General features: G+C 70.4%; 18 protein-coding genes and 2 pseudogenes. 11 read left to right on the forward strand and 9 right to left on the reverse strand.

What is annotated here, in order from left to right; genetic code table 11:
• The first annotated feature begins 112 nt into the window (after window positions 1–112).
• Window positions 113–1351 carry a sensor histidine kinase gene (locus tag NGF19_RS21330; protein ID WP_252426669.1) on the forward strand — a complete coding sequence of 413 codons (1239 nt, stop codon included), beginning with the start codon at window positions 113–115 and terminating at the stop codon, window positions 1349–1351.
• Entirely contained in the window at window positions 1339–1989 is a 651-nt protein-coding gene (locus NGF19_RS21335) for a response regulator (protein WP_252426670.1), read from the forward strand. Before NGF19_RS21330 ends, NGF19_RS21335 begins: the two co-directional genes overlap by 13 nt.
• 100 nt (window positions 1990–2089) lie before the next feature.
• Here the strand turns inward: NGF19_RS21335 and NGF19_RS21340 are convergent.
• A pseudogene (locus NGF19_RS21340) lies at window positions 2090–2527 on the reverse strand (MarR family transcriptional regulator); the annotation flags it as partial.
• 155 nt (window positions 2528–2682) lie between these two features.
• On the opposite strand from NGF19_RS21340, the gene NGF19_RS21345 reads away from it, so the two are divergent.
• Window positions 2683–3870: an RNA-guided endonuclease InsQ/TnpB family protein gene (locus NGF19_RS21345; protein WP_252426706.1), complete on the forward strand. Its 1188-nt coding sequence runs from the start codon at window positions 2683–2685 to the stop codon at window positions 3868–3870.
• Between the two features lie 13 nt (window positions 3871–3883).
• Here NGF19_RS21345 and NGF19_RS21350 read toward each other — a convergent pair whose 3' ends face one another.
• Window positions 3884–4222 carry a helix-turn-helix domain-containing protein gene (locus NGF19_RS21350; protein WP_505016634.1) on the reverse strand — a complete coding sequence of 113 codons (339 nt, stop codon included), beginning with the start codon at window positions 4220–4222 and terminating at the stop codon, window positions 3884–3886.
• On the opposite strand from NGF19_RS21350, the pseudogene NGF19_RS21355 reads away from it, so the two are divergent.
• The 3 genes and pseudogenes from NGF19_RS21355 to NGF19_RS21365 all read left to right on the forward strand — a co-directional run.
• A pseudogene (locus tag NGF19_RS21355) lies at window positions 4217–4771 on the forward strand (serine hydrolase domain-containing protein); the annotation flags it as partial. The gene NGF19_RS21350 and the pseudogene NGF19_RS21355 overlap by 6 nt on opposite strands.
• A gap of 91 nt (window positions 4772–4862) precedes the next feature.
• Window positions 4863–5549, forward strand: a complete 687-nt coding sequence (locus NGF19_RS21360; RefSeq protein WP_252426671.1) for an SGNH/GDSL hydrolase family protein — start codon at window positions 4863–4865, stop codon at window positions 5547–5549.
• 87 nt (window positions 5550–5636) lie between these two features.
• Window positions 5637–6230, forward strand: coding sequence for a Uma2 family endonuclease (locus NGF19_RS21365; RefSeq protein ID WP_252426672.1), 594 nt, complete (start codon window positions 5637–5639; stop codon window positions 6228–6230).
• Window positions 6231–6236: 6 nt separating this feature from the next.
• Here NGF19_RS21365 and NGF19_RS21370 read toward each other — a convergent pair whose 3' ends face one another.
• Window positions 6237–7784 carry an alpha/beta hydrolase gene (locus NGF19_RS21370; protein ID WP_252426673.1) on the reverse strand — a complete coding sequence of 516 codons (1548 nt, stop codon included), beginning with the start codon at window positions 7782–7784 and terminating at the stop codon, window positions 6237–6239.
• 155 nt (window positions 7785–7939) lie between these two features.
• On the opposite strand from NGF19_RS21370, the gene NGF19_RS21375 reads away from it, so the two are divergent.
• A complete protein-coding gene (locus tag NGF19_RS21375) occupies window positions 7940–8929 on the forward strand; it encodes an aldo/keto reductase (protein WP_252426674.1) in 990 nt (329 codons plus the stop codon).
• Between the two features lie 297 nt (window positions 8930–9226).
• Here NGF19_RS21375 and thpR read toward each other — a convergent pair whose 3' ends face one another.
• A complete protein-coding gene (gene thpR / locus NGF19_RS21380) occupies window positions 9227–9799 on the reverse strand; it encodes an RNA 2',3'-cyclic phosphodiesterase (protein WP_252426675.1) in 573 nt (190 codons plus the stop codon).
• Window positions 9800–9817: 18 nt separating this feature from the next.
• On the opposite strand from thpR, the gene NGF19_RS21385 reads away from it, so the two are divergent.
• The gene (locus NGF19_RS21385; RefSeq protein WP_252426676.1) at window positions 9818–10333 is read left to right on the forward strand and encodes a GNAT family N-acetyltransferase; all 516 of its coding nucleotides are present in this window, start codon (window positions 9818–9820) and stop codon (window positions 10331–10333) included.
• Window positions 10334–10414: 81 nt separating this feature from the next.
• On the opposite strand, the gene NGF19_RS21390 is transcribed toward NGF19_RS21385, so the two are convergent.
• Both NGF19_RS21390 and NGF19_RS21395 read right to left on the reverse strand, forming a co-directional pair.
• Window positions 10415–11764: an MFS transporter gene (locus tag NGF19_RS21390; RefSeq protein ID WP_252426677.1), complete on the reverse strand. Its 1350-nt coding sequence runs from the start codon at window positions 11762–11764 to the stop codon at window positions 10415–10417.
• 152 nt (window positions 11765–11916) lie between these two features.
• A complete protein-coding gene (locus tag NGF19_RS21395; RefSeq protein ID WP_252426678.1) occupies window positions 11917–12354 on the reverse strand; it encodes a MarR family winged helix-turn-helix transcriptional regulator in 438 nt (145 codons plus the stop codon).
• Between the two features lie 223 nt (window positions 12355–12577).
• Between NGF19_RS21395 and NGF19_RS21400 the strand changes: the two genes are divergently transcribed.
• Entirely contained in the window at window positions 12578–12826 is a 249-nt protein-coding gene (locus NGF19_RS21400; RefSeq protein WP_252426679.1) for a ribbon-helix-helix protein, CopG family, read from the forward strand.
• Here NGF19_RS21400 and NGF19_RS21405 read toward each other — a convergent pair.
• The gene (locus NGF19_RS21405) at window positions 12796–14250 is read right to left on the reverse strand and encodes an NCS2 family permease (RefSeq protein ID WP_252426680.1); all 1455 of its coding nucleotides are present in this window, start codon (window positions 14248–14250) and stop codon (window positions 12796–12798) included. The genes NGF19_RS21400 and NGF19_RS21405 overlap by 31 nt on opposite strands.
• 251 nt (window positions 14251–14501) lie before the next feature.
• Between NGF19_RS21405 and NGF19_RS21410 the strand changes: the two genes are divergently transcribed.
• Together NGF19_RS21410 and NGF19_RS21415 are read left to right on the forward strand one after the other, a co-directional pair.
• On the forward strand, window positions 14502–14753 hold the full coding sequence (locus NGF19_RS21410) for a DUF2530 domain-containing protein (RefSeq protein ID WP_252426681.1): 252 nt from the start codon (window positions 14502–14504) through the stop codon (window positions 14751–14753).
• Between the two features lie 110 nt (window positions 14754–14863).
• Complete coding sequence (locus tag NGF19_RS21415) at window positions 14864–17257, forward strand: cation-translocating P-type ATPase (RefSeq protein ID WP_252426682.1); 2394 nt, start codon at window positions 14864–14866, stop codon at window positions 17255–17257.
• A gap of 3 nt (window positions 17258–17260) precedes the next feature.
• Here NGF19_RS21415 and NGF19_RS21420 read toward each other — a convergent pair whose 3' ends face one another.
• Both NGF19_RS21420 and NGF19_RS21425 read right to left on the reverse strand, forming a co-directional pair.
• Entirely contained in the window at window positions 17261–18100 is an 840-nt protein-coding gene (locus tag NGF19_RS21420; protein WP_252426683.1) for a DUF5707 domain-containing protein, read from the reverse strand.
• A 206-nt stretch (window positions 18101–18306) separates the two neighbouring features.
• Entirely contained in the window at window positions 18307–21513 is a 3207-nt protein-coding gene (locus tag NGF19_RS21425) for a sacsin N-terminal ATP-binding-like domain-containing protein (protein WP_252426684.1), read from the reverse strand.
• Between the last annotated feature and the right edge of the window lie 21 nt (window positions 21514–21534).

Here is a 21534-nt window from a genome sequence, read left to right on the forward strand (position 1 = left end):
GCGATCACAGTCAGTAATGCCGGGTGCCGTTCTCAGGGTGGCGCCAGCTTCACCATCGATCCGGATGCACGGTGCATGGCATAGCCCTCACCTGGCGTTTTACCGTCGAGCCATGACGATTCCCCGGGCGCTGCGGCGCAGAGTTGTTCGGGTCCGGCGGGACACCGGTTTCTTGGCGGCCGGGATTCCGCTGCACCTTGCGCTGGTGCCGTGGTGGAGCTGGATGTCGATCGTCGCGAAGTCGAGGGCGTGGCAGTGGCTCCCGCTCCTGTTTGTGCTGATCTTGCTCGGTGCGCTTGCGCTCACCGCTGTGCAGCGACGCCGTTACCGGGTGCTGCTGGGAGTGGAGATCCTCCGGCTGCCGGCCGCGCGCGAGCAAGGGTGGCTGAGGCGCGCTCTGCGGTGGCTGTTCGTGGCCCAGACCTGGCGGCAGGCCGGATACCACCTGCTTGTCGGTCTGCTCCTGGCTGTGGTGGAGCTGGGGGTGCTCGCTGCGTGGGTCGCGGGCCTTGCCGGCGTCACCGTCATCGGGTGGGCCTGGATGTTGCCGGTCGAGGTTCGCCTGGACTATGTCGACTACGCGACCCAAGCGGTGTACTACACCGCGGCCGGCCTGCTGCTGCTGTGCGCCGCACTCTGGCTGACCGGGCCGGTGACCCGCGCCGAGACCCGGATCGCGCTCGCGCTGCTCGGGACCAGCCGCTCCCAGCAGCTTCAGCAGCGTGTCGAGCACCTGTCCGAGAGCCGCACCGACCTGATCGACGCCGTCGACACCGAACGCCGCCGCATCGAACGCGACCTGCACGACGGCACCCAGCAGCGCCTGGTCTCCCTCGCGGTCAACCTGGGCCTGGCCAAGGCCACCCTCACCAACCTGCCGGACGAGGCCCGCACCGTGATCGACGAGGCGCACCGCGAGGCGAAGGAGGCCATCGCCGAACTCAACGACCTGGTGCGCGGCCTGCACCCGGCCGTCCTCGAAGACCGCGGGCTGGACGCGGCGCTGTCCGGCCTGGCCGCCCGGGTACCGATCCCGGTACGGCTGCGAGTCGACCTCGAGGAGCGCGCGGCGCCCACCGTGGAGTCGGTCGCCTACTTCGTGGTCTCCGAGGCGCTCGCCAACGTCACCAAGCACGCCCGCGCCACCCGCGTGGACGTCACTGTCAAACAGATCGGGAGAATGCTGCGCGTGAACATCACCGACGACGGGATCGGCGGCGCCGACACCTCCACCGGCAGCGGACTGAGCGGGCTGGCCAAACGGGTCGGTTCCGTCGACGGCACCTTCCACATCAGCAGCCCGGTCGGGGGCCCGACCACCATCGCCGTGGAGCTGCCATGCGAGCCGTGATCGCCGAGGACTCACTGCTGCTGCGCGTCGGGCTCGTCAAGGTCCTGGAAATGGCCGGCTTCGAGATCGCCGCCGAAGTCGGCGACGCCGAAGCCCTGCTTGCGGCCGTCGAGGAACACCGGCCCGGGCTGGCCCTGGTCGATGTCCGCATGCCACCCGGCTTCACCGACGAAGGCGTGCGCGCCGCGCTGGTGATCCGTGAGCAATGGCCGCAGACCGCGGTGGTACTGCTCTCGCAGTACGTCGAGGAGCGGTATGCGGCCGACCTGCTGACGGCCAACACCAGCGGCGTCGGCTACCTGCTCAAGCAACGCGTCGCAGACGTGGAGGAGTTCGTGGCTTCCGTTCGGCGGGTTGCAGCCGGGGGCACGGCACTGGATCCACAGGTGGTCGCCCAGTTGCTCGTGCGCCGCCGCAGTGACCCGCTCGATCGGCTGACGCCACGCGAACGGGAGGTACTCGCCCTGATGGCCGAGGGACGCTCCAACACCGGGATCGCCGAGGCCCTGGTCGTCAGCGACAGCGCAGTGGCCAAGCACATCAACAACATCCTCGCCAAACTCGACCTGCGCGCAGCCGACGCCGACCACCGGCGCGTTCTCGCCGTCCTGAGATTCCTCGGCGCTTCCCCGACCTGACCGACCCGCCGCCCGCACCCCTACCGCCGTTCGGCATGACGATCGGCAGCTCGGGCGAACACCGCGCACGCGTCTCACGGGCTGGGGCAAGGGCGGCTGTCTACGCGTGATCCGAGCGTGGCGTGGCGGTGCCGTCCTGATTCGTTTCCGTTCTGCTGTAGAGGACTTCGCGGCCCTGTTCCGCCGCGCGGATGAGGCCTTCGCTGACGAAGTCCAGGAAGCGGGCGGCGTTCTCCAGGCGGGTGGCTGCCGGGGTGCCGCGGCCGAGGACGGCGACGCCTTGCCGTGCGGTCTCGATGAACTGGTCGTTGGCTCGGGCGCTGCGGATCATCGCTTGGTACCAGAGGTCGTCGTCGACGACGTAGCGCTCGCGGCGGCGTTGGTCGCGTTCTCGGCGGACGAGGTCCTGGCTCTCGAGGAACGTGATCGCTTTGGAGATGGACGCCGGGCTGACCTGGAGACGCTCGGCGAGTTCGGAGGCGGTGAGGCTGCCGCTGTCGGTGGTGTAGAGGCAACCCAGCACCCGGGCCATCATCTGATTCCTTTCGTGGATACCCCCGCCTTCAGGTGGGGGAGGAAACGAAACTCCTGCGGAGCAGGGCAAGGGCGGGGTTTCGCCGTCAAGGCGAAAGACTGTGCTCTGGCCCGCAGTTGACTCTCACAAGCGGCTTCACTAGCTTGTGAGCCGTGACCATGACGCAGGTGAAGCGGGCGTTCAAGTACCGCTTCTATCCCACGGACGCGCAGGCAGCGGAGCTGTCCCGCACGTTCGGCTGTGTGCGCAAGGTCTACAACATGGCGCTCGCCGCCCGGACCGAAGCATGGGCCAGGCGGGAACGGGTCAACTACAACCAGACGTCGGCGATGCTGACGGCGTGGAAGAAGACCGAGGAACTGGCGTTCCTGAACGAGGTCTCCTCCGTGCCGCTGCAGCAGTGCCTGCGGCACCTGCAGACAGCGTTCACCAACTTCTTCGGCAAGCGGGCGAAGTACCCGCGTTTCAAGTCGAAGAAGAAGTCGCGCAGGAGCGCCGAGTACACGACCAGCGGGTTCCGCTTCCGCGACGGCAGGCTGACCCTGGCGAAGACGACCGACCCGCTGGCGATCGTGTGGTCCAGGCCCTTGCCGGAGGGTGCACAGCCCTCGACGGTGACCGTGTCGCAGGACGCGGCCGGCCGCTGGTTCGTGTCGATGCTGGTCGAGGACCAGGCTGTCAGGCCGCTCCCGGCCGTGGATACGGCGGTCGGTATCGACGTCGGGCTGGATCATCTGCTGACCTTGTCGACCGGTGAGAAGATCGCCAATCCCCGGCACGAACGCAAGGACCGTGCCCGGCTGGCGAGAGCACAGCGTGTCCTTGCCCGTAAGGAGAAGGGCAGCCGGAACCGGGCGAAAGCCCGGCGCAAGGTCGCCAGGATCCACGCCCGGATCGCCGACCGCAGGCGGGACTTCCTGCACAAGCTGACCACTCGACTCGTGCGTGAGAACCAAACGCTCGTGATCGAGGACCTGACCGTGCGCAACATGGTTCGGAACCACACCCTGGCCCGCGCGATCAGTGATGCCGCGTGGTCGGACTTCCGGAGCATGCTGGAGTACAAGGCGAGCTGGTACGGGCGCAACGTGGTCGCGGTCGACCGCTTCTTCCCGTCCTCCAGACTGTGCTCGGACTGCGGCGCCTTGCAGAACAAGATGCCCTTGAACGTCCGTACCTGGACGTGCGACTGCGGCACGACCCATGACCGGGATGTGAACGCGGCGAAGAACTTGCTGGCCGTCGGACTGACGGTGTCGGCCTGTGGAGCTGGTGTAAGACCTCAACGGAGCACTCCGGGCGGGCAGTCGGCGGTGAAGCAGGAAACCCCACGGCGCGAGCCGTAGGAATCCCCCTCCTTCAGGAGGGGGAGGAAGTCAACTTGGGCAGTCCCGAGATCATGTAGACGGTGGTGAGCGCCTCCTGATAGTCGTGCACGGCCTGGGCGTCGCGGCCGTAGGGCTGCGGGGATGCCTGTGCCCCTCGGGGTGCGGCCTGTCTGCGTCCGTGGGTGCGCTGTTGGGTGGCGCGGTGGGCCAGGTCGGCGCGGTAGGCGGTGGGGCCGCCGTTGCGTGTCACCTCGCGCGTGATCGTGGAGGTCGGACGGTCGAGACGGCGGGCGATCTCGGCGTAGGCCAGGCCGTCGGCCAGCCCCGTCGCGATCTGCCGGCGCTCGGACTGGGTGAGCCTGCCTCCCATGTGCCCGCCGACAAGATCGACCGACTGCCGCCGTGCTACACGCCGAACCCTGAGACCGGGGAGTTCACCGTGTGGGACGAGGCGGTGGGCGGGCAGTACAGCACGCCTCCGGCGTTCCCGTCGGGCGGTGGTGGTCTTGTCTCCACCGTCGACGACTACCACGCCTACTTCCGGATGCTGCTGAACCACGGGACGCACGACGGCGAACGCATCCTGTCCCGGCCGGCCGTGGAGCTGATGACCACCAACTGCCTCACCCCCGCGCAGCAGGCCGCCCGCAGCGACCTGGCCCGCAACAACGTCCACATCTCCTTCGGCCAGGGACAGCACGGCGGCTGGGGCTACGGCATGGCCGTACGCACCTACCGCGGCGACTACGCGCCGGTCGGCCAGTTCGGCTGGGACGGCGGTACCGGCACCACCGCCTACGCCGACCCGCACAACGGAGTCGTCGGCGTCCTGCTGACCCAGGTGGGGCTGTCCCTCCCGGCACCGGCACAGCTCATCCACGACTTCTGGACCACGCTCTACCAGGCGCTCGACGACTGACCCGAACCCTGAACTGCCCCTTTCCCTGCCCGCACGCGCGCGTGGCGGACCTCACGCCCCACGCGCGCGTGTGATCGACCATCATTGAGCGGTGCTCAGGTTCATGCCCGTAGGCGACTCCATGACGATCGGCAGCGCGGGCGAACACACCTGGCGCTACCGGCTGTGGCAGCACCTGTGCGCAACGTACAACGGGCCCTGCAAGCTCGTCGGCCCGCGTGAGACGTTGTACGACAAGGTCGCGGACGCGCCGACGTCGTACGCCTACGCCGAGCCGGACTTCCCGCGCACGCATCTCGCGGGCTGGGGCGAGGGCTGGCTGCACATGGCGCCGTTGATAGCCGAGGCCGTACGGACCTCGCGGGCGGACGTGCTGCTCGTCTCCCTCGGCCTGATCGACCTGGGCTTCTACACGAACGCGGAGCAGACCGCCGAGAACGTACGGGCCTTCGTGACGCAGGCGCGCACGGCGAACCCGCGGCTGCGCATGGTCGTACTGCCGGTGATCCCGAACATACGGGCCGAGGCGGACGAGTCGTTCGCCGCGCAGGTGGCCCTCTTCAACGACCTCCTCGCGAAGGCCGTCGCCGACCTGGACGAGCCCCGCTCCCCGCTGCTCCTGGCCACTCCCCCGGCGGACTACGACTTCCACCGCGACACCTACGACGGCACGCACCCGAACGCGAGCGGCGAGCACAAGATCGCGGCGGCGTTCGCGGAGGCCATGCACCAGGCATGGGACTTCGGTCAGCCGTATGCGGCGGCCGGAACGAGCTGACCGATTCCCGGCGTGACCCGGTCACCATGCGTATCGTTGTACTGCGCGGCTGCACCTGTTCACGGGTAGCCGGGGAGGAGCGCGACCGTGACCGTCCTTGACGACAGGATCGAGATGGCCGACGCCGACGCCAGCACCGAGCGTCTGGACGAGTGGTTCGAGCGTCTTGAGCACATGCCCGTCCCCGAAGGATTCAGGGTCGAGATCGTCGGGGGCAATGTCTTCATGACGCCGCAGCGAAACACGCATTGGCAGATCATCCGCCGGATCCTCTGGGCCCTTGAGGACAGATTCGGGAGAGAGGTCATGGCGTTCACGGACGTTCGAATCGACTTCCCGGGCGACGAGAACGGCTTCTGCCCGGATGTCGCCATGCTCAAGGACTCGGCGCGGGAGGACGACAAGGGCCACTGGCAGTACCAGGACGTCGAGTTCGTCGCCGAGGTCATCTCCAAGAGCACGGCCGCCAACGACTACGGCCCGAAGAAGACCGCCTACGCCACCGCCGAGGTACCCGTCTACCTTATCGCCGACCCCTACCAGGGCCGCTGTCACCTCTTCACCCAGCCCAAGAACGGCGACTATCTCACCGAACTGCTGGTGGCCTTCGGTGCGGATGTCGACATGACCACCACTCCGCTGGGCCTCGTCCTCAAGACCGATGACTTCCCTCGCGACTAGGACACCCTAGGAGCAGACCGTGCCGGTCGCCGGGACCGCCCCGTCCAGCAGGTAGCGGTTCACCGTGTCCCGTACGCATGTGTTCTTGCTGTAGTACGCGCCGTGTCCCTGGCCCCTGTACGTCAGCTCGACGCCGACTCCCTTGCCCAGCGCGTTCACCATCCTCCGTGTGCCGTCGTACGGAGTGGCGGGGTCACCTGTGTTGCCGATCAGGAGGATCGGACCGGCGCCGGGTGCGTGTACGTCCGGGTGGTAGACGGCTCCCCTCATCGGCCAGCCGGCACAACTGATCAGGTTCCAGGCCAGGAAGTCGCCGAACAGCGGGGAGGCGGCCCGGAATCGCGGCAGCTTCGCCTCCACGTCGGCGGTGGTGTAACGCGGCTTGTCGTCCGCGCAGTTGATGGCGACCTCCGCGGCGGAGTCGTTGCTGTAACGGCCCTTCTCGTCACGCTCGTTCATCGAGTCCCCCAGCAGCATCAGCGGCCTGCCGTCGCCCGCGTACGCCCGTCGCAGCGCCTCGGTGAGGGAGGGCCAGGAGTTCTTGGAGTACAGGGCCTCCAGGACGCCGTCGAGCGCGGCGCTTCGGGTCAACCGGCGGGGGGATACGCCGGGGAGGGGCTTGCGGTCCAGATCATTCAGCAGTCCGGTGAGGCGGTTCTCGACGTCCTTCGGGGTGCTGCCGACCGGGCATCCCGCGCTCTTCGCGACGCAGTCCCGAGCGTAGTTGCCGAACGCCAGTTGAAAGCCCCCGGCCTGTGCGAGCGCGGCCTGTTCCGGGGTCAGCGTCGGGTCCACCACCGCGTCGAGCACGGCCCGTCCGACGTTCCGCGGGAACAAGTGCGCGTAGACACCGCCGAGTTCGGTGCCGTACGAGACACCGAAGTAGTGCAGCTTCCGGTCGCCCAGGAGTTGGCGCATCAGGTCCAAGTCGCGGGCCGTGTCGGTCGTCCGCAGATACGGCAGCACCCTGCCGGAGTGCAGTCGGCAGGCCTGGTTGAATCGCTTGGTGCTGTCCAGGAACACGCGCTGCGTTTCGGCTGTCCTCGGCATCGCGTCCAGTTGGAAGAACGCGTCCAACTGCTGATCGTTCAGACACTTCACGCCCGCGCTGCGGCCGACCCCGCGCGGGTCGAAGCTCACCAGGTCGTAACGGGTGCGCAGGGCCGCGTAGTCCTGGCCGAAGGAGGGCAGCGCCGTGACGCCGGATTCGCCGGGGCCACCGTAGTTGAAGACGAGCGAGCCGATGCGGCGGCTCGGGTCACCGCTGGCCTTCGCCCGGATCAGCGCGATGTCGATCGTGCCGCTCCTGGGGTCGTCCCAGTTCAGGGGCGCCTTCATGGTCGCGCACTGCCACCGGGTGCCGTCCGGCAGCGGTGAGGGGGCGCCGCCGTCGCCCTGTGCCACCGACGGCACGGGACAGTCCTTCCAGCCCAGCCGCTGCCCCAGCGGACCCCCGTGCGCGAGGCCCGGGTCACGGGCGCAGCCGGTGAGGAGTACGGGCAGAAGGGCGGCGATGGTCAGAGCTGTGGCGCGGATCCGGTGGGGGTGCGGCATGCACCCAGCGTGTCGCCCCACGTGGCGGGACGCTCGGGACGCGGGCCCGTGCGAGTGAAGTCCCGTGACCCGGGGCGCGCGCACGCCCGTACGCGTGAGGGGCGCGCCTTGCTTGGAGCGCACTCCACGCCGTTTGCTGGACGACCATGACGACCATGAAGTACACGCAGCTCGGACGCACAGGACTCAAGGTCAGCCGACTCGTCCTCGGGACCATGAACTTCGGCCCGCAGACCGACGAGTCCGACAGCCACGCGATCATGGACACGGCGCTGGACGCGGGCATCAACTTCTTCGACACCGCCAACGTGTACGGCTGGGGCGAGAACAAGGGCCGTACCGAGAGCATCATCGGCAACTGGTTCGCCCAGGGCGGCGATCGCCGCGAGAAGGTGGTCCTCGCCACGAAGGTGTACGCCGATATGAGCCCGGACGGCGAGGCCTGGCCGAACCACGACAAGCTCTCCGCGGTCAACATCCGCCGCGCGGTCGACGCCAGCCTCCGGCGGCTGCGCACCGACCACATCGACCTGTACCAGTTCCACCACATCGACCGCAGCACCCCCTTCGAGGAGATCTGGCAGGCCATCGACGTACTGGTCCAGCAGGGGAAGATCCTCTACGCGGGCTCCAGCAACTTCCCCGGCTACAAGATCGCCCAGGCCAACGAGACCGCCGCGCGGCGCGGCTCCTACGGGCTCGTCAGCGAGCAGTGCCTCTACAACCTCTTCGAGCGCCGCGCCGAGATGGAGGTCATCCCGGCCGCGCGGGACTACGGGCTCGGGGTGATCCCGTGGTCGCCGCTGCACGGCGGGCTGCTCGGCGGCGTCATCGAGAAGCAGGCCACGGGCGGGCGCCGGGCCGGCGGCCGGGCCGCCGACGTCCTCAAGGACCCCGCCGTGCGCACACAGATCCAGGCCTACGAGGACCTGCTCGCGGGGCACGGCCTGGAACCCGGCGAGACCGCTCTCGCCTGGCTGCTGACCCGCCCCGGCGTCACCGGGCCGATCGTCGGCCCGCGTACGGCGGAGCAACTGGAGTCGGCGCTGCGCGCGGTCCGGCTGGAGCTGTCGGAGGAGGTTCTGGACGGTCTTGACGAGATCTTCCCGGGGCCGGGGCCCTCGCCCGAGGCCTTCGCCTGGTAGCCCGGGCCGGGGCTGCCTGGGAGTGGCGGGCCGCTCGGTCATCGACCGGGGTGCGAGAGGGCCCTGGGGTGCCGAGCGGTCGTCCGCCGACCGGTGTGTTCGCTACCTGCCGACGGCCGCCGACATCGCCACCACCACGAACATCAGCACAAGCACACCGGCCATGATCCGGTTACGGGTCTTCGGGTCCACACATCGAGACTAACCGGCTCTTGTCACTCGCCTGCTCGGAGCCCCCGCCGCAAGCCCTCGCCGCTCCACCTCGTCCGCCCGCCGCGAGCCCCCCGCCGCTCAGCCTCATCCACCGGCCCCGAGCGCCCACCGCTCCACCGTCTCGTACCGGGGCTGCTCCCCCGGAACCCCCGCCTCCGGCAGTCGGCTGCGGATCAGGCACAGCTCCCCGACCGTCCACTCGCGCCCGGCGAACCCGTCCAGCGCGGCGACGTACGGCCGCAGATCCTCGGAGTGCCGTCGGCTGCGGGCCAGGGTCAGATGCGGGCGGTAGGGGCGGTACTCCCCCGTCTCCACGCCCGCCTTGCGCGCCGCGGCCTCCGCGCGGTCGGCCAGCAGCCCCATCACGCCCGTGTCCCCGCTCGCGCCCACCCACAGCGTGCGGCCCCCGAAGTGCCCGCCACCGCCGAGAGCCAGCCGGAACGGCTCCGTACGCCGGGCCGCCCGCGCCAGCCGCTCCGACAGCTCGGGGACGACCTCCTCGGCCACCTCGCCGTAGAAGGCGAGCGTGAAGTGCCAGCCCGGCCGCCCCGTCCAGCGCAGCCGCTCGGCTCCGGGCATCCCCTCAAGGCCACGTGCGACCGGCTCCAGTTCACCGATCACGGAACTCGGGGGAACCACCGCGGCGAAGAGTCTCATACCCCCATGATGGACGGCATGGCGATCACACGGATACGCGAAGGGTCCACCGCCGACGTTCCCGTCGTCCTCGGTCTGCTCGACGGCGCCGTCGAATGGCTCGTCTCACAGGGGCGCACCCGGCAGTGGGGCACCCAGCCCTGGTCGGCGCGGCCACGCGCCGTGGAGGCGGTGCACCGCCATGTGGCGGCGGGCACTCCCTGGATCGCGGAGATCGACGGCGTCCCCGCGGGCACGCTCACCCTCTCCCCAGCGCCCGGTGACTACATCGCCGCCGTGGACGAGCCCGAGCGCTATATCCATCTGTTCGCCGCCGACCACCGCTTCACGGGCCGTGGCGTCGGCGCCGCGCTGCTCGCCCATGCCGCCGAGGAGACCCGACGCGCGGGCGTCTCGCTGCTGCGCGTGGACTGCTACGCGGGCGACGACGGCAAACTCGTCGCCTACTACGAGCGCCACGGCTTCACCCGGACCGAGACCTTCACCTTCGGGGACGACCAGTGGCCGGGGCAGGTGCTGGCGCGGCGCGTATGACCGCGTATGACACGGGACCAAGGCACCGAACCGAGGGGGCGGCCACCCGCGGCGCCCCCTCGGTCGGCGCGTCCGGCCTGGTCACGCCGGTACGGCCACCCGCTCCCGCGGCACGAACCGCACCCGCGGATGCCCCTGATGCCAGCCCACCGCCAGGCGCAGGCCGCCCGAGCGGGCCAGGACCAGGCCGATGGTCACGGCCGCGGCGGCCGAGATCAGACCGCCGAGGGCGAAGCCGACCCGGGCGCCGTACGCGTCCGTGACCCAGCCGACCACGGGCGCCCCGAGCGGCGTACCGCCCACGAAGACCATCATGAACAGGGCCATGACCCGGCCGCGCATCGCCGGATCCGTGCCCATCTGGACCGCGGTGTTCGCGGTGACGTTCACCGTCAGGCCGAAGACGCCGATCGGGATCATCAGCAGCGAGAACAGCCACAGCTCCGGGGCCACGGCGGCCACGACCTCCAGCACACCGAAGGCGATCGCGGCCACGATCAGGACGCGCAGCCGGGCCGTGCCACGGCGGGCGGCGAGCAGCGCACCGGCCACGGAGCCGATCGCCATCAGGGTGTTGAAGAGGCTGTAGGCACCGGCGCCGGAGTGGAAGACGTCGTCCGCGTAGGCCGAGAGCCACACCGGGAAGTTGAAGCCGAACGTGCCGATGAAGCCGACGAGGACGATCGGCCAGATCAGCTCCGGGCGCCCGGCGACATAGCGCAGGCCCTCGCGGAGCTGGCCCTTGCCGCGCGGGGCGCGCTCCACGACATGCAGCTCACGGGCGCGCATGAGCAGCAGGCCGACGATGGGCGCGAGGAAGGACAGGCCGTTCAGCAGGAAGGCCCAGCCCGTGCCGACGCCGGTGATCAGGAGGCCCGCGACGGCGGGGCCGACCAGGCGGGCGGACTGGAAGTTCGCCGAGTTCAGGCTGACCGCGTTCTGCAACTGACCGGGGCCGACCATCTCGGAGACGAAGGACTGGCGGGCGGGGTTGTCGACCACCGTGGCGAGTCCGACGGCGAACGCGGCGACGTAGACGTGCCAGACCTGGACATGGCCGGTGAGGGTCAGGACGGCGAGGAACAGGCCCGTGGCACCCATCGCGGACTGGGTGACCAGCAGGGCGGGACGCTTGGGCAGCCGGTCGACGAGCACGCCGCCGTACAGCCCGAAGAGCAGCATCGGCAGGAACTGGAGCGCCGTGGTGACACCGACGGCGGTGGAGGAGCCGGTCAGGCTCAGCACCAGCCAGTCCTGGGCGATGCGCTGCATCCAGGTGCCGGTGTTGGAGACGGCCTGGCCGAGGAAGAAGAGCCGGTAGTTCCGGATGCGCAGCGAGCTGAACATCGAGGACTTACGGGGCTCGGGGGCGGACGGGGAGTTGTGGGCGGCAGGTGCGGGCACGGAAGTTGGTCCGATTCCCGTACTCAAAGGGGTTCGCCTCCTCTTTCAGCTCGAACGGTCGAAACGGTTGACGGGGTACGTACTACGTACGCGGGCGGGGACCGCGTACGCCGGGGCGGGGGCGGAGCACGGCCGCGGCATCCGGCGCCGATGCGCCGCTGCCGCGGCCGTGCGTGCGATCACAGGTGCGCGAGCTTCTCGAGGACGGGGGCGGCGGCGCGGAGCGTCTCCCACTCGTCGTCGTCCAGACGCTCGACCAGTCCGGCCAGCCATGCGTTCCGTTTGCGGCGGCTCTCCTCGAGCATCGCCTCGGCCCGCTCGGTCTGCGTGACCACCTTCTGGCGCCGGTCCTCGGGGTGCGACTCCAGGCTGACCAGCTCCTTGCTCTCCAGCAGCGCCACGATGCGGGTCATCGACGGCGGCTGGACATGCTCCCTGCGGGCGAGTTCGCCCGGCGTGGCGGAGCCGCAGCGGGCGAGGGTGGCGAGCACCGACATCTCCGTCGGGCTCAGCGACTCGTCGACCCGCTGGTGCTTGATGCGGCGCGACAGGCGCATCACCGCGGAATGCAGGGCATTCACGGCGGCGGCGTCATCGCCATGGGTAAGGTCAGCCATGCTCTTTAGCGTAACTCATTACTTTTGCTAAAGACCACCGCTCAACGGGTGACTCCCGCCACTTACGCGTGTGCGCCCGCGCACAGACGCGCACGGCCGCGCGCCCACGCACGCCCACGCGCGTCCACAGCAGAATCTCCGCGCGGCATCAGATCACCCGTACGAGTGATCCCGGACCGGAACGCGCCGCACCGCCCGCCCGGATCGGGCGACCCTCGTACCCATGGAGAGCGAAGTGCTCAGTGTGCGGGTGGACCGGGAACTGCTCGACCGGCTCCGGTTCCATGCCGCCAAAAGAGGAATGAGCGTCCAGGACTATGTCGTCCGGACGCTCGTTCGCCATGACTTCGACGAGCGGTTCCAGGCCGCCGTCGAGGAGACGGAGAGGTTCTACGGGGCGCCCGACCCGGGGGACAGCTCGGGCGGGCGCCCACCGGCGGATCAGGTCAGACCGAGCGCCGGCATCAGGTAGTAGAAGGCGAAGACCCCCGACACCACGTACATCGCGGCCGGGACCTCCCGGCCGCGGCCCGCGGCCAGGCGCAGCACCACGAAGGTGATGAAGCCCATGCCGATGCCGTTGGTGATCGAGTAGGTGAACGGCATCATCAGCATCGTCACGAACGCCGGGATCGCGATCGTGTAGTCCGCCCAGTCGATCTCCTTGATGGAGGTCGACAGGATCAGGAAGCCGACCGCCAGCAGCGCCGGGGTGGCCGCCTGCGACGGGACCATGGTGGCGACCGGGGTGAGGAAGAGCGCCACCGTGAAGAGCGCGCCCGTGACGATGTTCGCGAAGCCGGTGCGCGCGCCCTCGCCGACGCCCGCCGTGGACTCCACGAAGCAGGTGGTGGCCGAGGAGGAGCTGGCACCGCCGAGCGAGACCGCGAGGCCGTCCACGAGCAGGACCTTGTTCATGCCGGGCATCTCGCCCTCGGCGTTGGTCAGCTTGGCCTCGTCGCTGACGGCCATGATCGTGCCCATCGCGTCGAAGAAGCACGACAGCAGGACCGTGAAGACGAAGAGGATGCCGGTGAGCGCGCCGACCTTCTCGAAGCCGCCGAACAGGCTGACCTTGCCGAGCAGGCCGAAGTCCGGGGTGGCGACCGGGTTGCCGGGCCACTTCGGGACGGTCAGACCCCAGGACGGGACCTTGGCGACGGCGTTGACGATCACCGCGAGGACGGTCATGCCGACGATGGAGATCAGGATCGCGCCCGGCACCTTGCGGACGATCAGCGCGAGGGTCAGCAGGACACCGAGGACGAAGACCAGGACCGGCCAGCCGTTGAGGTGGCCGTCGCCGCCGAGCTGGAGCGGGACCGTGGTGTGCGCGGCGTCCGGGATACGGCTGACGAAGCCGGAGTCCACGAGACCGATCAGCATGATGAACAGGCCGATACCGATCGAGATGCCCTTGCGCAGGCCGAGCGGCACGGCGTTCATCACGCGCTCCCGCAGACCCGTGGCGACCAGCAGCATCACCACGATGCCCGCGAGGACGACCATGCCCATCGCGTCCGGCCAGGACATGCGCGGGGCGAGCTGCAGCGCGACGACCGTGTTCACACCGAGGCCGGCCGCGAGGGCGATCGGAACGTTGCCGATCACACCCATGAGCAGCGTGGTGAAGGCGGCGGTCACGGCGGTCGCGGTGACGAGCTGACCGTGGTCGAGCTGGTGCCCGTACATGTCCTTCGCGCTGCCGAGGATGATCGGGTTCAGCACGATGATGTAGGCCATCGCGAAGAAGGTGGCGAAACCACCCCGGATCTCACGGGGCAGGGTGCTGCCCCGCTCGGAGATCTTGAAGAAGCGGTCGAGGGCACCCGAGGGGGACGGGGTGCCCGGCGGCTGGTCCTGGACGGGGACCGAGGCGGGGGCCGGGGTGGGCATGCGTGACCTCAATACTGCGGGGATCTTCAGGGGACCTGACAACGCGCTCGAGTCTCGCCAGTCCGTACACCACCGGAGGACTCCCCCTTGCCTCTTTTGGTGTTTCCTACGAACATACCTGGCCAGACTCAAACCGTTTCAGTATGAACATATAAGGCCGAGATCGCCATCTCCGCGCGTAGACCCTTGGAATCAGCGGCCGAACGCGGGGTCGGCCCCACACCCGTACGCCCTCCTCGTAAGCTGAGCGCATGGCGAAGTGGACCCCCAGGCACCCGGCGCCGGAGCCCCTCGAGGGCCCCGTGGTCGCCACCATCACCGGCGGCACGATCCTCTGGTTCGTCCTCTTCCTGGTGCAGCTCCCGTTCTATGGCTGGTTCGACTCCCATGGACACACCTGGTGGCTGTGGACCTGCCTCACGGGCGCCGGCCTCGGCTGTCTCGGCATCTGGTACGTCCGCGCCCGCGACGCGGCGCTCAAGCGCGCGGCCTCCGAGCAGTAGCCGGGCAGCAGCCGAGCGGGTACCCCCATCGCGCGAGAGCACTCCGGCCGGGGCCGAACTTCGGGACCCTCGACGGGTGAACGCTCATATCGCCACGTACCGTCGAATGCATGACGCACATCGACGCGGACGCCGAGCTCGATCCCGTGCACCCCGCTCCCCTGCCGGGACCGACCCGGGGACTGTCCGCGGCCGAGGTGGCCGAACGGGTCGCCCGCGGCCAGATCAACGACGTACCCGTCCGCAGCAGCCGCTCCCTCGGCGAGATCGTCCGGGCCAACGTCTTCACCCGCTTCAACGCGATCATCGGTGTGCTCTGGCTGATCATGCTGTTCGTGGCGCCGTTCCAGGACAGCCTGTTCGGCTACGTGATCATCGCCAACACCGGGATCGGCATCATCCAGGAGTGGCGCGCCAAGCAGACCCTGGACTCGCTCGCCGTGATCGGCGAGGCGCGGCCGACGGTGCGCCGTGACGGGGTGGCGGCCGAGATCGGCACGTCCGAGATCGTGCTGGACGACATCATCGAGATCGGGCCCGGCGACAAGGTCGTGGTCGACGGCGTCTGTGTCGAGGCCGACGGGCTGGAGATCGACGAGTCGCTGCTGACCGGCGAGGCCGATCCCGTCGTCAAGCGCTCCGGCGACCACGTCATGTCGGGCAGCTTCGTGGTCGCGGGGGGCGGCGCGTTCCGGGCCACCAAGGTCGGCCGACAGGCCTACGCCGCCCAGCTCGCCGAGGAGGCGAGCCGCTTCACGCTCGTCGACTCCGAACTGCGCACCGGTATCTCCACGATCCTCAAGTACGTGACGTGGATGATGATCCCGACCGCGCTGGGCCTGGTCATCAGCCAACTGGTCGTCCAGCGGCACGGCTTGAAGGACTCCGTGGCCCGGACGGTCGGCGGCATCGTGCCGATGGTCCCCGAGGGGCTCGTCCTGCTGACCTCCGTGGCCTTCGCGATCGGCGTCATACGCCTGGGCCGCAAGCAGGTCCTCGTCCAGGAGCTGCCCGCGATCGAGGGGCTCGCCCGCGTCGACACCGTCTGTCTGGACAAGACGGGCACGCTCACCGAGGGCGGCATGGACGTCAGCGAGCTGCGCCCGCTCCAGGGCGCCGACGAGACGTACGTACGCAAGGTGCTCGGCGCGCTCGGCGAGGCCGATCCGCGCCCCAACGCCTCCCTCCAGGCGATCATCGACGCCTACCCGGACAGCGAGGACTGGCGCTGCACCGAAGCGCTGCCCTTCTCCTCCGCCCGCAAGTACAGCGGCGCCTCCTTCAGCGAGGGCGACGGCGAGTCCAGCACGTGGCTGCTCGGCGCCCCGGACGTCCTGCTGGGCCCCGACGACCCGGCGCTGGAGGAGACCGCGCGGCTCAACGAACAGGGCCTGCGCGTGCTGCTGCTGGCCCGCGCCACCCGCGAGCTGGACGACCCCCTGGTCAAGGAGGGCGCCCGGCCCACCGCCCTCGTCGTCCTGGAGCAGCGGTTGCGCCCGGACGCCGCCGAGACGCTGCGCTACTTCGCCGAGCAGAACGTGCGCACCAAGGTGATCTCCGGCGACAACGCGGTGTCGGTGGGCGCGGTGGCCGGGAAGCTCGGTCTGTCCGGCGAGGTCCTGGACGCCCGCCGGTTGCCCGAGAACCAGGTGGAGATGGCGAAGTCGCTGGACAAGGGCACCGTGTTCGGGCGGGTCACGCCGCAGCAGAAGCGGGACATGGTGGGCGCGCTCCAGTCGCGCGGGCACACGGTCGCGATGACCGGTGACGGCGTGAACGACGTCCTCGCGCTCAAGGACGCCGACATCGGTGTCTCGATGGGGTCGGGCTCGGAGGCGACACGTGCCGTGGCCCAGATCGTGCTGCTGAACAACAGCTTCGCCACGCTGCCGTCGGTGGTCGGCGAGGGCCGGCGGGTGATCGGGAACATCACCCGGGTCGCCTCGCTCTTCCTGGTGAAGACCGTGTACTCGGTGCTGCTGGCGCTGCTGGTGGTGATCTCGCAGGTGGAGTATCCGTTCCTGCCCCGGCACCTGACGCTGCTGTCGACCCTGACGATCGGCATCCCGGCGTTCTTCCTGGCGCTGGCCCCCAACCGGGAACGCGCCAAGCCCCACTTCGTACGGCGGGTGATGCGGTACGCGATCCCGGGCGGGGTCGTGGCGGGGGCCGCCACCTTCGTCATGTATCTGGTCGCCCGCCGCCACTACGCGGGCCCGGGTGCGCTGGAGGCGCAGACCAGCGCGGCGACGCTGACCCTGTTCCTGATCTCGCTGTGGGTGCTGGCGATCATCGCCCGGCCCTACACCTGGTGGCGGATCGGGCTCGTGGCCTCGATGGGCGCGGCGTTCCTGTGCGTCCTGGCCGTGCCCTCGCTCCAGGAGTTCTTCGCGCTGAAGCTGGTCGGGGTGACGATCCCGTGGATCGCGGTGGGTGTCGCGGTGGTGGCGGCGGCCGTCCTGGAGTTCCTGTGGAAGTGGGTCGACCGCCGCTTCCCCGCCTGAGGGTTACTTGACCTGGATGTAGTCACCCGCGGCGTTGACCGCCGGGGTGGTCGAGGTGCCCGCGAAGGAGTAGCGGTAGTAGCCGCTCGTGGACGCCTTGACCGTGGTCTTCAGGTTGCCCTTGCTGTCGCTCTTGATGGTCTTGACGGTGGTGTAGGTGTTGCTGCCCTTCTTGCGGAACTGCAGCTTCACCGGCTGGACGGTGTAGCCCGCGTACTTCTCGGTCTCCCAGTTGGCGCGGGACAGCTTGCCCGTCACCGTGATGGTCTTGCCCTTCTTCACCGGCTCCGGCGCCGCGTTCACGGTGAGCTGGGAGGCGCGCTGCACGGAGAAACTCTTGGCGTTGTCCTTCAGGACGTAGTCCTCGTCCTTGCCCTGCGCGCCCGCCCAGACCTTCCAGGTGCCCGCATGCGCGTTGAGCAGGTCGTAGTTCGCCTTGACCGTGTAGGTCAGCTTGCAGTTCGAGGTCGTGGCGTTGACCTTGGTGCAGGTGGCGCTGTCCTCGTTCGGCAGGACGCCGTTGTCGCTCTTGTCCATGGTCGAGCCGTGCCACAGGATGGCATACGCGTCCGCGATGCCGGAGTTGTCGGAGGCCGTGAAGGTGACCGTGAAGGTCTTCTTCGTGGTGGTGCCGAGGACGACCGCCTTGCCCCCGTTGACGACGACGTTGGAGATCTTGGTGTCGCCGTAGGACTCGTCGGCGGCCGACTTGCCCGCCGACGGCGAGACGCTGCGGGCGAGCGCGCCGACGCCCGGGGCGTCGGCGGCCTGCGCGGCCGGAACGGCGAGGGCTGTGAGAGCCAGAGCGCCGGTCACAACGGCGACGGAGGCACGAATGCGCATGTGTGTTCCCCACGTGGAAAGGGCACGCGGGGCTGGTCTAGGGCGTCCGCGTACCAGTCTGTTTCGGCGGAGCCGATGGGCTCCGCCGAAACAGACCGGCGACGGACGTGAAGAGTTGTATGGCGATGTGAAGTTCTTTCGAAGGGACGTTTAGACCCCCGGTCGGCCCCGGCCGAGGGACCCTCGGCAGACCGCCGGCCCGGATCTCAGTCGAACCAGCGGTCCCGGGCCAGCTCCTCCGTGCGGGAGGGGTCCTCCAGCAGGGCCGCGACCTCGAAGCGGCGCGGCCACTGGCCCGCCGCCCAGGCGAGCCCCGCGGCGACGCCCTCCAGGGTGGCGGCGTGCAGCACCCCGTCCGAGGTGAGCCGCCAGTCGATCTCCACACCGTCCACGACGAGTTCCTCGTGTTCGACGTACGACGCCGGGGTCGCCGCTCCGAGCAGCACCCGTACCGACTCCGGTACGTCGTGCTCGGTGCCCTCGGAGGTCACCACGCCCGAGACCGACTCGCTCAGCCGCCGCACCTGGAACAGCTCGGCGAGATCGGCGGCCCGCGCGGGGCGCACCAGCAGCAGCGGGACGCCCTCGGTGAAGGGCAGCAGGTCCGGTGAGTCGACCACCACGGCGTCGGCGGCGTCCACGACGGTCACCCGCCCGTCGACCACCGCGCGCAACTCGTCCGGCAGGGTCACCTGTTCCGGGTCGAGGTCGGCCAACGCGCCGTAGAGGGCGTGCAGTTGGGAGGCGGAGATGTGCCGCTCGGGGTCGGCGAGCCGGTCGAGCAACTCGGCGGCGCCGCCGGGCTCTTCGAGGAGCGCGGCGACCGAGGTCCGTACGCCGAGGGCCCGTAGCACCTGCTCGTCCTCGAACCCGGCGGCGTCCGCCTCCTCGTACAGACCGCGCAGCAGCGGGTCGCCACCGGAGGCGAGCAGTCCGGCGGGGCGACGGCCGCCGAGGACGGGGTGGCCGCGCAACCACCAGGCGGCGTACGGCCGTACGACCTCGTGGGTGCCGTCCGGCAGCAGGATCCGCACGGGCTGGGTGAGCGCGTCGCGCAGCGGCGGCCGGGAGAGCAGGGCGAGGGCCTGCGGCCAGCGGTCGTCGTCGACGAGGTCGAGGTCGCGTACGGCCACGATCTCGGTCGCCACCGGCGGGACCGGGGCCCGCCCGTCTCCCGACCACCACCCCTCATCGGCGCCGCTGCGCGGCGACAGTGACAACTGCAGCCGGTCCAGGACGTCCTCGCACCACACGTCGACGGCGTCCAGCAGCCCGATGTCGTCGGGTTCGGCGAAGTCCGTGTCGCGGGGCTCCAGTTCGTCCGGGTCGAGGACGACGTCGGTGGCGCGGACGAGCGCGAAGGTGGCGAGCACCCCGCAGGCGGTCAGCGGCTGTTCGCCCCAGCGCTCGGCCAGTTCGGCGTCCACGAAGGCGAGTTCGCCCTCGCGCATGACGCTCGCGAACGGGCTGCCGGGCAGGACGAGTTCTCCGGCGGGCGCGAGTTCGCCGTCCTCGTCGGGCAGCGCGAGGGCGCCGAGCCAGGGCTCGTCACCGGGTTCGAGGCCCGCCTCACGGACGAGGGCGAGCACGGTGTCGGCCAACTCCTCGGCGTCCAGGCCCTCCTGGTCCCAGCCGGGGCCCTCGTCCTCCAGGGAGGCGGCGACGGCGGCGCGCACCTGGGGGGTGGTGAGCACGGCGCGCGGGGTGGCCGGGAGGGCGCCGAGCTTCTCCAGGAGAGGGTGGACGGCGTCCGGGTGGGCGATCTTCAGGCCGAGCCGGACCAGGGCCTCGGGAGCCACCGGCGGCCCGTCGAAGGTCGGCAGCAGCACCTGCCGGGGCCCGATGGTCGTCCGCCCCGCGCTCATGCCGAACTCGGGCGAGGAGGTGTCCCCGGCCAGCGGCACCGGCAGCCCGGAGAGCCGGTCGGGGTCGACCCCGGCCAGGCTGTCGTACAGCCGCCACCACCAGTCGGGCTCCTTCTCCAGGCCCGCGAGGCGGTCGACCGCCTCGGTCAGCGGCAGCCGGGCGACGCCCAACGTCCGCAGTTCCACGCGGCGTTCGAGGCCCGCGGGCAGCAGGCTTGGCAGCACCTCGGCGAGGACCCGCACGGTCTCGGCACCGGCGCCCTCGACGATCTCGGCGTCGCGGGGGCGCAGCGCCTCGGGCAGCTCGTCGTCCTCGCCGGGCGCGTTCGCGGGCGGCAGGAACGCGGTGCGCGGCAGCCGTTCGAGGACGGCCCGGCGCAGGGCGCCGTCCAGCTCGCCCGCGCCCAGCGGGCCCGGGATCAGGTCGAGGACGCCCGGGGTCACCGGGCGCCAGGCGGCGAGGAGTTCAGCGTAGGCGTCGGCGGCGCGCTCCACCAGGAAGTCGGTGAGCGGGCCCGGGGCGGCGTGGCGGCGGCTGGGGTCCAGCGGGAAGGAGGCGATCAGCAGGGCGGGCACGCCGAGCCTCTCGTCGCTGGGGGTCGGCGCGTGCACGACGGGTGCGGTGCGCGGCCGGGCCGGGGTGCCGTCGGCGTCGGTGGGGACGGCCCAGGTGAGGGACCAGTGGGGGCGCAGCCGCTCCTCGACCGGGCGGTCGGCGAGCAGGTCGGGGGTGAGGGGGCCGTGGTGGGAGACGGTCCGCCAGCGGGTGGTGCCCTCGTCCGAGTCCTCGATGACGGTGTCGGCGCCGTCGACGCGGCGGCGCAGGGTGCGCGGCGCCCGGTCGCCGATCTCGAGGACGACTTCCGCCAGGCCGGGCAGGGCGAGCAGAAGGGCGTCGTCGACCGCGCCGAGGAGCCGCTCGGCGAGGTCGGCGGCGGCCGTGTCGCGCAGCGGGAGGATGACGACGGTGTCGTACGGGTCGGGGGCGGTGCCCTCGGCGGCGAACGGCAGCCGCAGCAGCGGTACGTGTCCGTCGCGGCGGCGGATCTCGTCGCCGAGGCCGGGGCTGTGGCGGGCGGTCTCGCCGGCCAGCTCGTGGGCCTCGGCCAGGGACCAGCGGACGCCTCCGTGGCGGCCGACGACGGCGGGTTCGTCGCTGACCGCGAGGACGGCGGCGAAGCCGACGCCGAAGCGGCCGACGGCCGCGTCGTGGGTGTCGCGCTTGGCGGAGGCCCGCAGCGTGGACAGCGACTCGACGCCCGCCGCGTCGAGGGGCGCCCCGGTGTTGGCGGCGATGAGCACGCCGTCGCGCAGGGTGAGCCTGAGGCGTCCGGGCACCTTCGCGCGGGCCGCCGCGTCGGCGGCGTTCTGCGCGAGTTCGACCACCAGCCGGTCGCGGTACCCGCCGAGTACGAGGTCCTCCTCGGCGTTGGCGTCCTCGCGGAACCGGGCCGGGCTGGTCGCCCAGGCGTCCAGCACCCCGCGTCGCAGGCGGGCGGTTCCGAACGGGTCCGCGCCTTCGGCGGCCGGCCGCACGAACTTGCTCACGCTTTCACTCTCCCTCTCGCG

Origin of the sequence: Streptomyces macrolidinus, assembly GCF_023887685.1 — a bacterium.
Classification (GTDB): domain Bacteria; phylum Actinomycetota; class Actinomycetes; order Streptomycetales; family Streptomycetaceae; genus Streptomyces; species Streptomyces macrolidinus.

Bases quoted from the DNA above. Each gene is read 5' to 3' on its own strand.
- NGF19_RS21330 (WP_252426669.1), top strand. From the start codon at position 113: ATGACGATTCCCCGGGCGCTGCGGCGCAGAGTTGTTCGGGTCCGGCGG.
- NGF19_RS21335 (WP_252426670.1), top strand. From the start codon at position 1,339: ATGCGAGCCGTGATCGCCGAGGACTCACTGCTGCTGCGCGTCGGGCTC.
- NGF19_RS21345 (WP_252426706.1), top strand. From the start codon at position 2,683: ATGACGCAGGTGAAGCGGGCGTTCAAGTACCGCTTCTATCCCACGGAC.
- NGF19_RS21350 (WP_505016634.1), bottom strand. From the start codon at position 4,222: ATGGGAGGCAGGCTCACCCAGTCCGAGCGCCGGCAGATCGCGACGGGG.
- NGF19_RS21370 (WP_252426673.1), bottom strand. From the start codon at position 7,784: ATGCCGCACCCCCACCGGATCCGCGCCACAGCTCTGACCATCGCCGCC.
- NGF19_RS21375 (WP_252426674.1), top strand. From the start codon at position 7,940: ATGAAGTACACGCAGCTCGGACGCACAGGACTCAAGGTCAGCCGACTC.
- thpR (WP_252426675.1), bottom strand. From the start codon at position 9,799: ATGAGACTCTTCGCCGCGGTGGTTCCCCCGAGTTCCGTGATCGGTGAA.
- NGF19_RS21385 (WP_252426676.1), top strand. From the start codon at position 9,818: ATGGCGATCACACGGATACGCGAAGGGTCCACCGCCGACGTTCCCGTC.
- NGF19_RS21395 (WP_252426678.1), bottom strand. From the start codon at position 12,354: ATGGCTGACCTTACCCATGGCGATGACGCCGCCGCCGTGAATGCCCTG.
- NGF19_RS21400 (WP_252426679.1), top strand. From the start codon at position 12,578: ATGGAGAGCGAAGTGCTCAGTGTGCGGGTGGACCGGGAACTGCTCGAC.
- NGF19_RS21405 (WP_252426680.1), bottom strand. From the start codon at position 14,250: ATGCCCACCCCGGCCCCCGCCTCGGTCCCCGTCCAGGACCAGCCGCCG.
- NGF19_RS21410 (WP_252426681.1), top strand. From the start codon at position 14,502: ATGGCGAAGTGGACCCCCAGGCACCCGGCGCCGGAGCCCCTCGAGGGC.
- NGF19_RS21415 (WP_252426682.1), top strand. From the start codon at position 14,864: ATGACGCACATCGACGCGGACGCCGAGCTCGATCCCGTGCACCCCGCT.
- NGF19_RS21420 (WP_252426683.1), bottom strand. From the start codon at position 18,100: ATGCGCATTCGTGCCTCCGTCGCCGTTGTGACCGGCGCTCTGGCTCTC.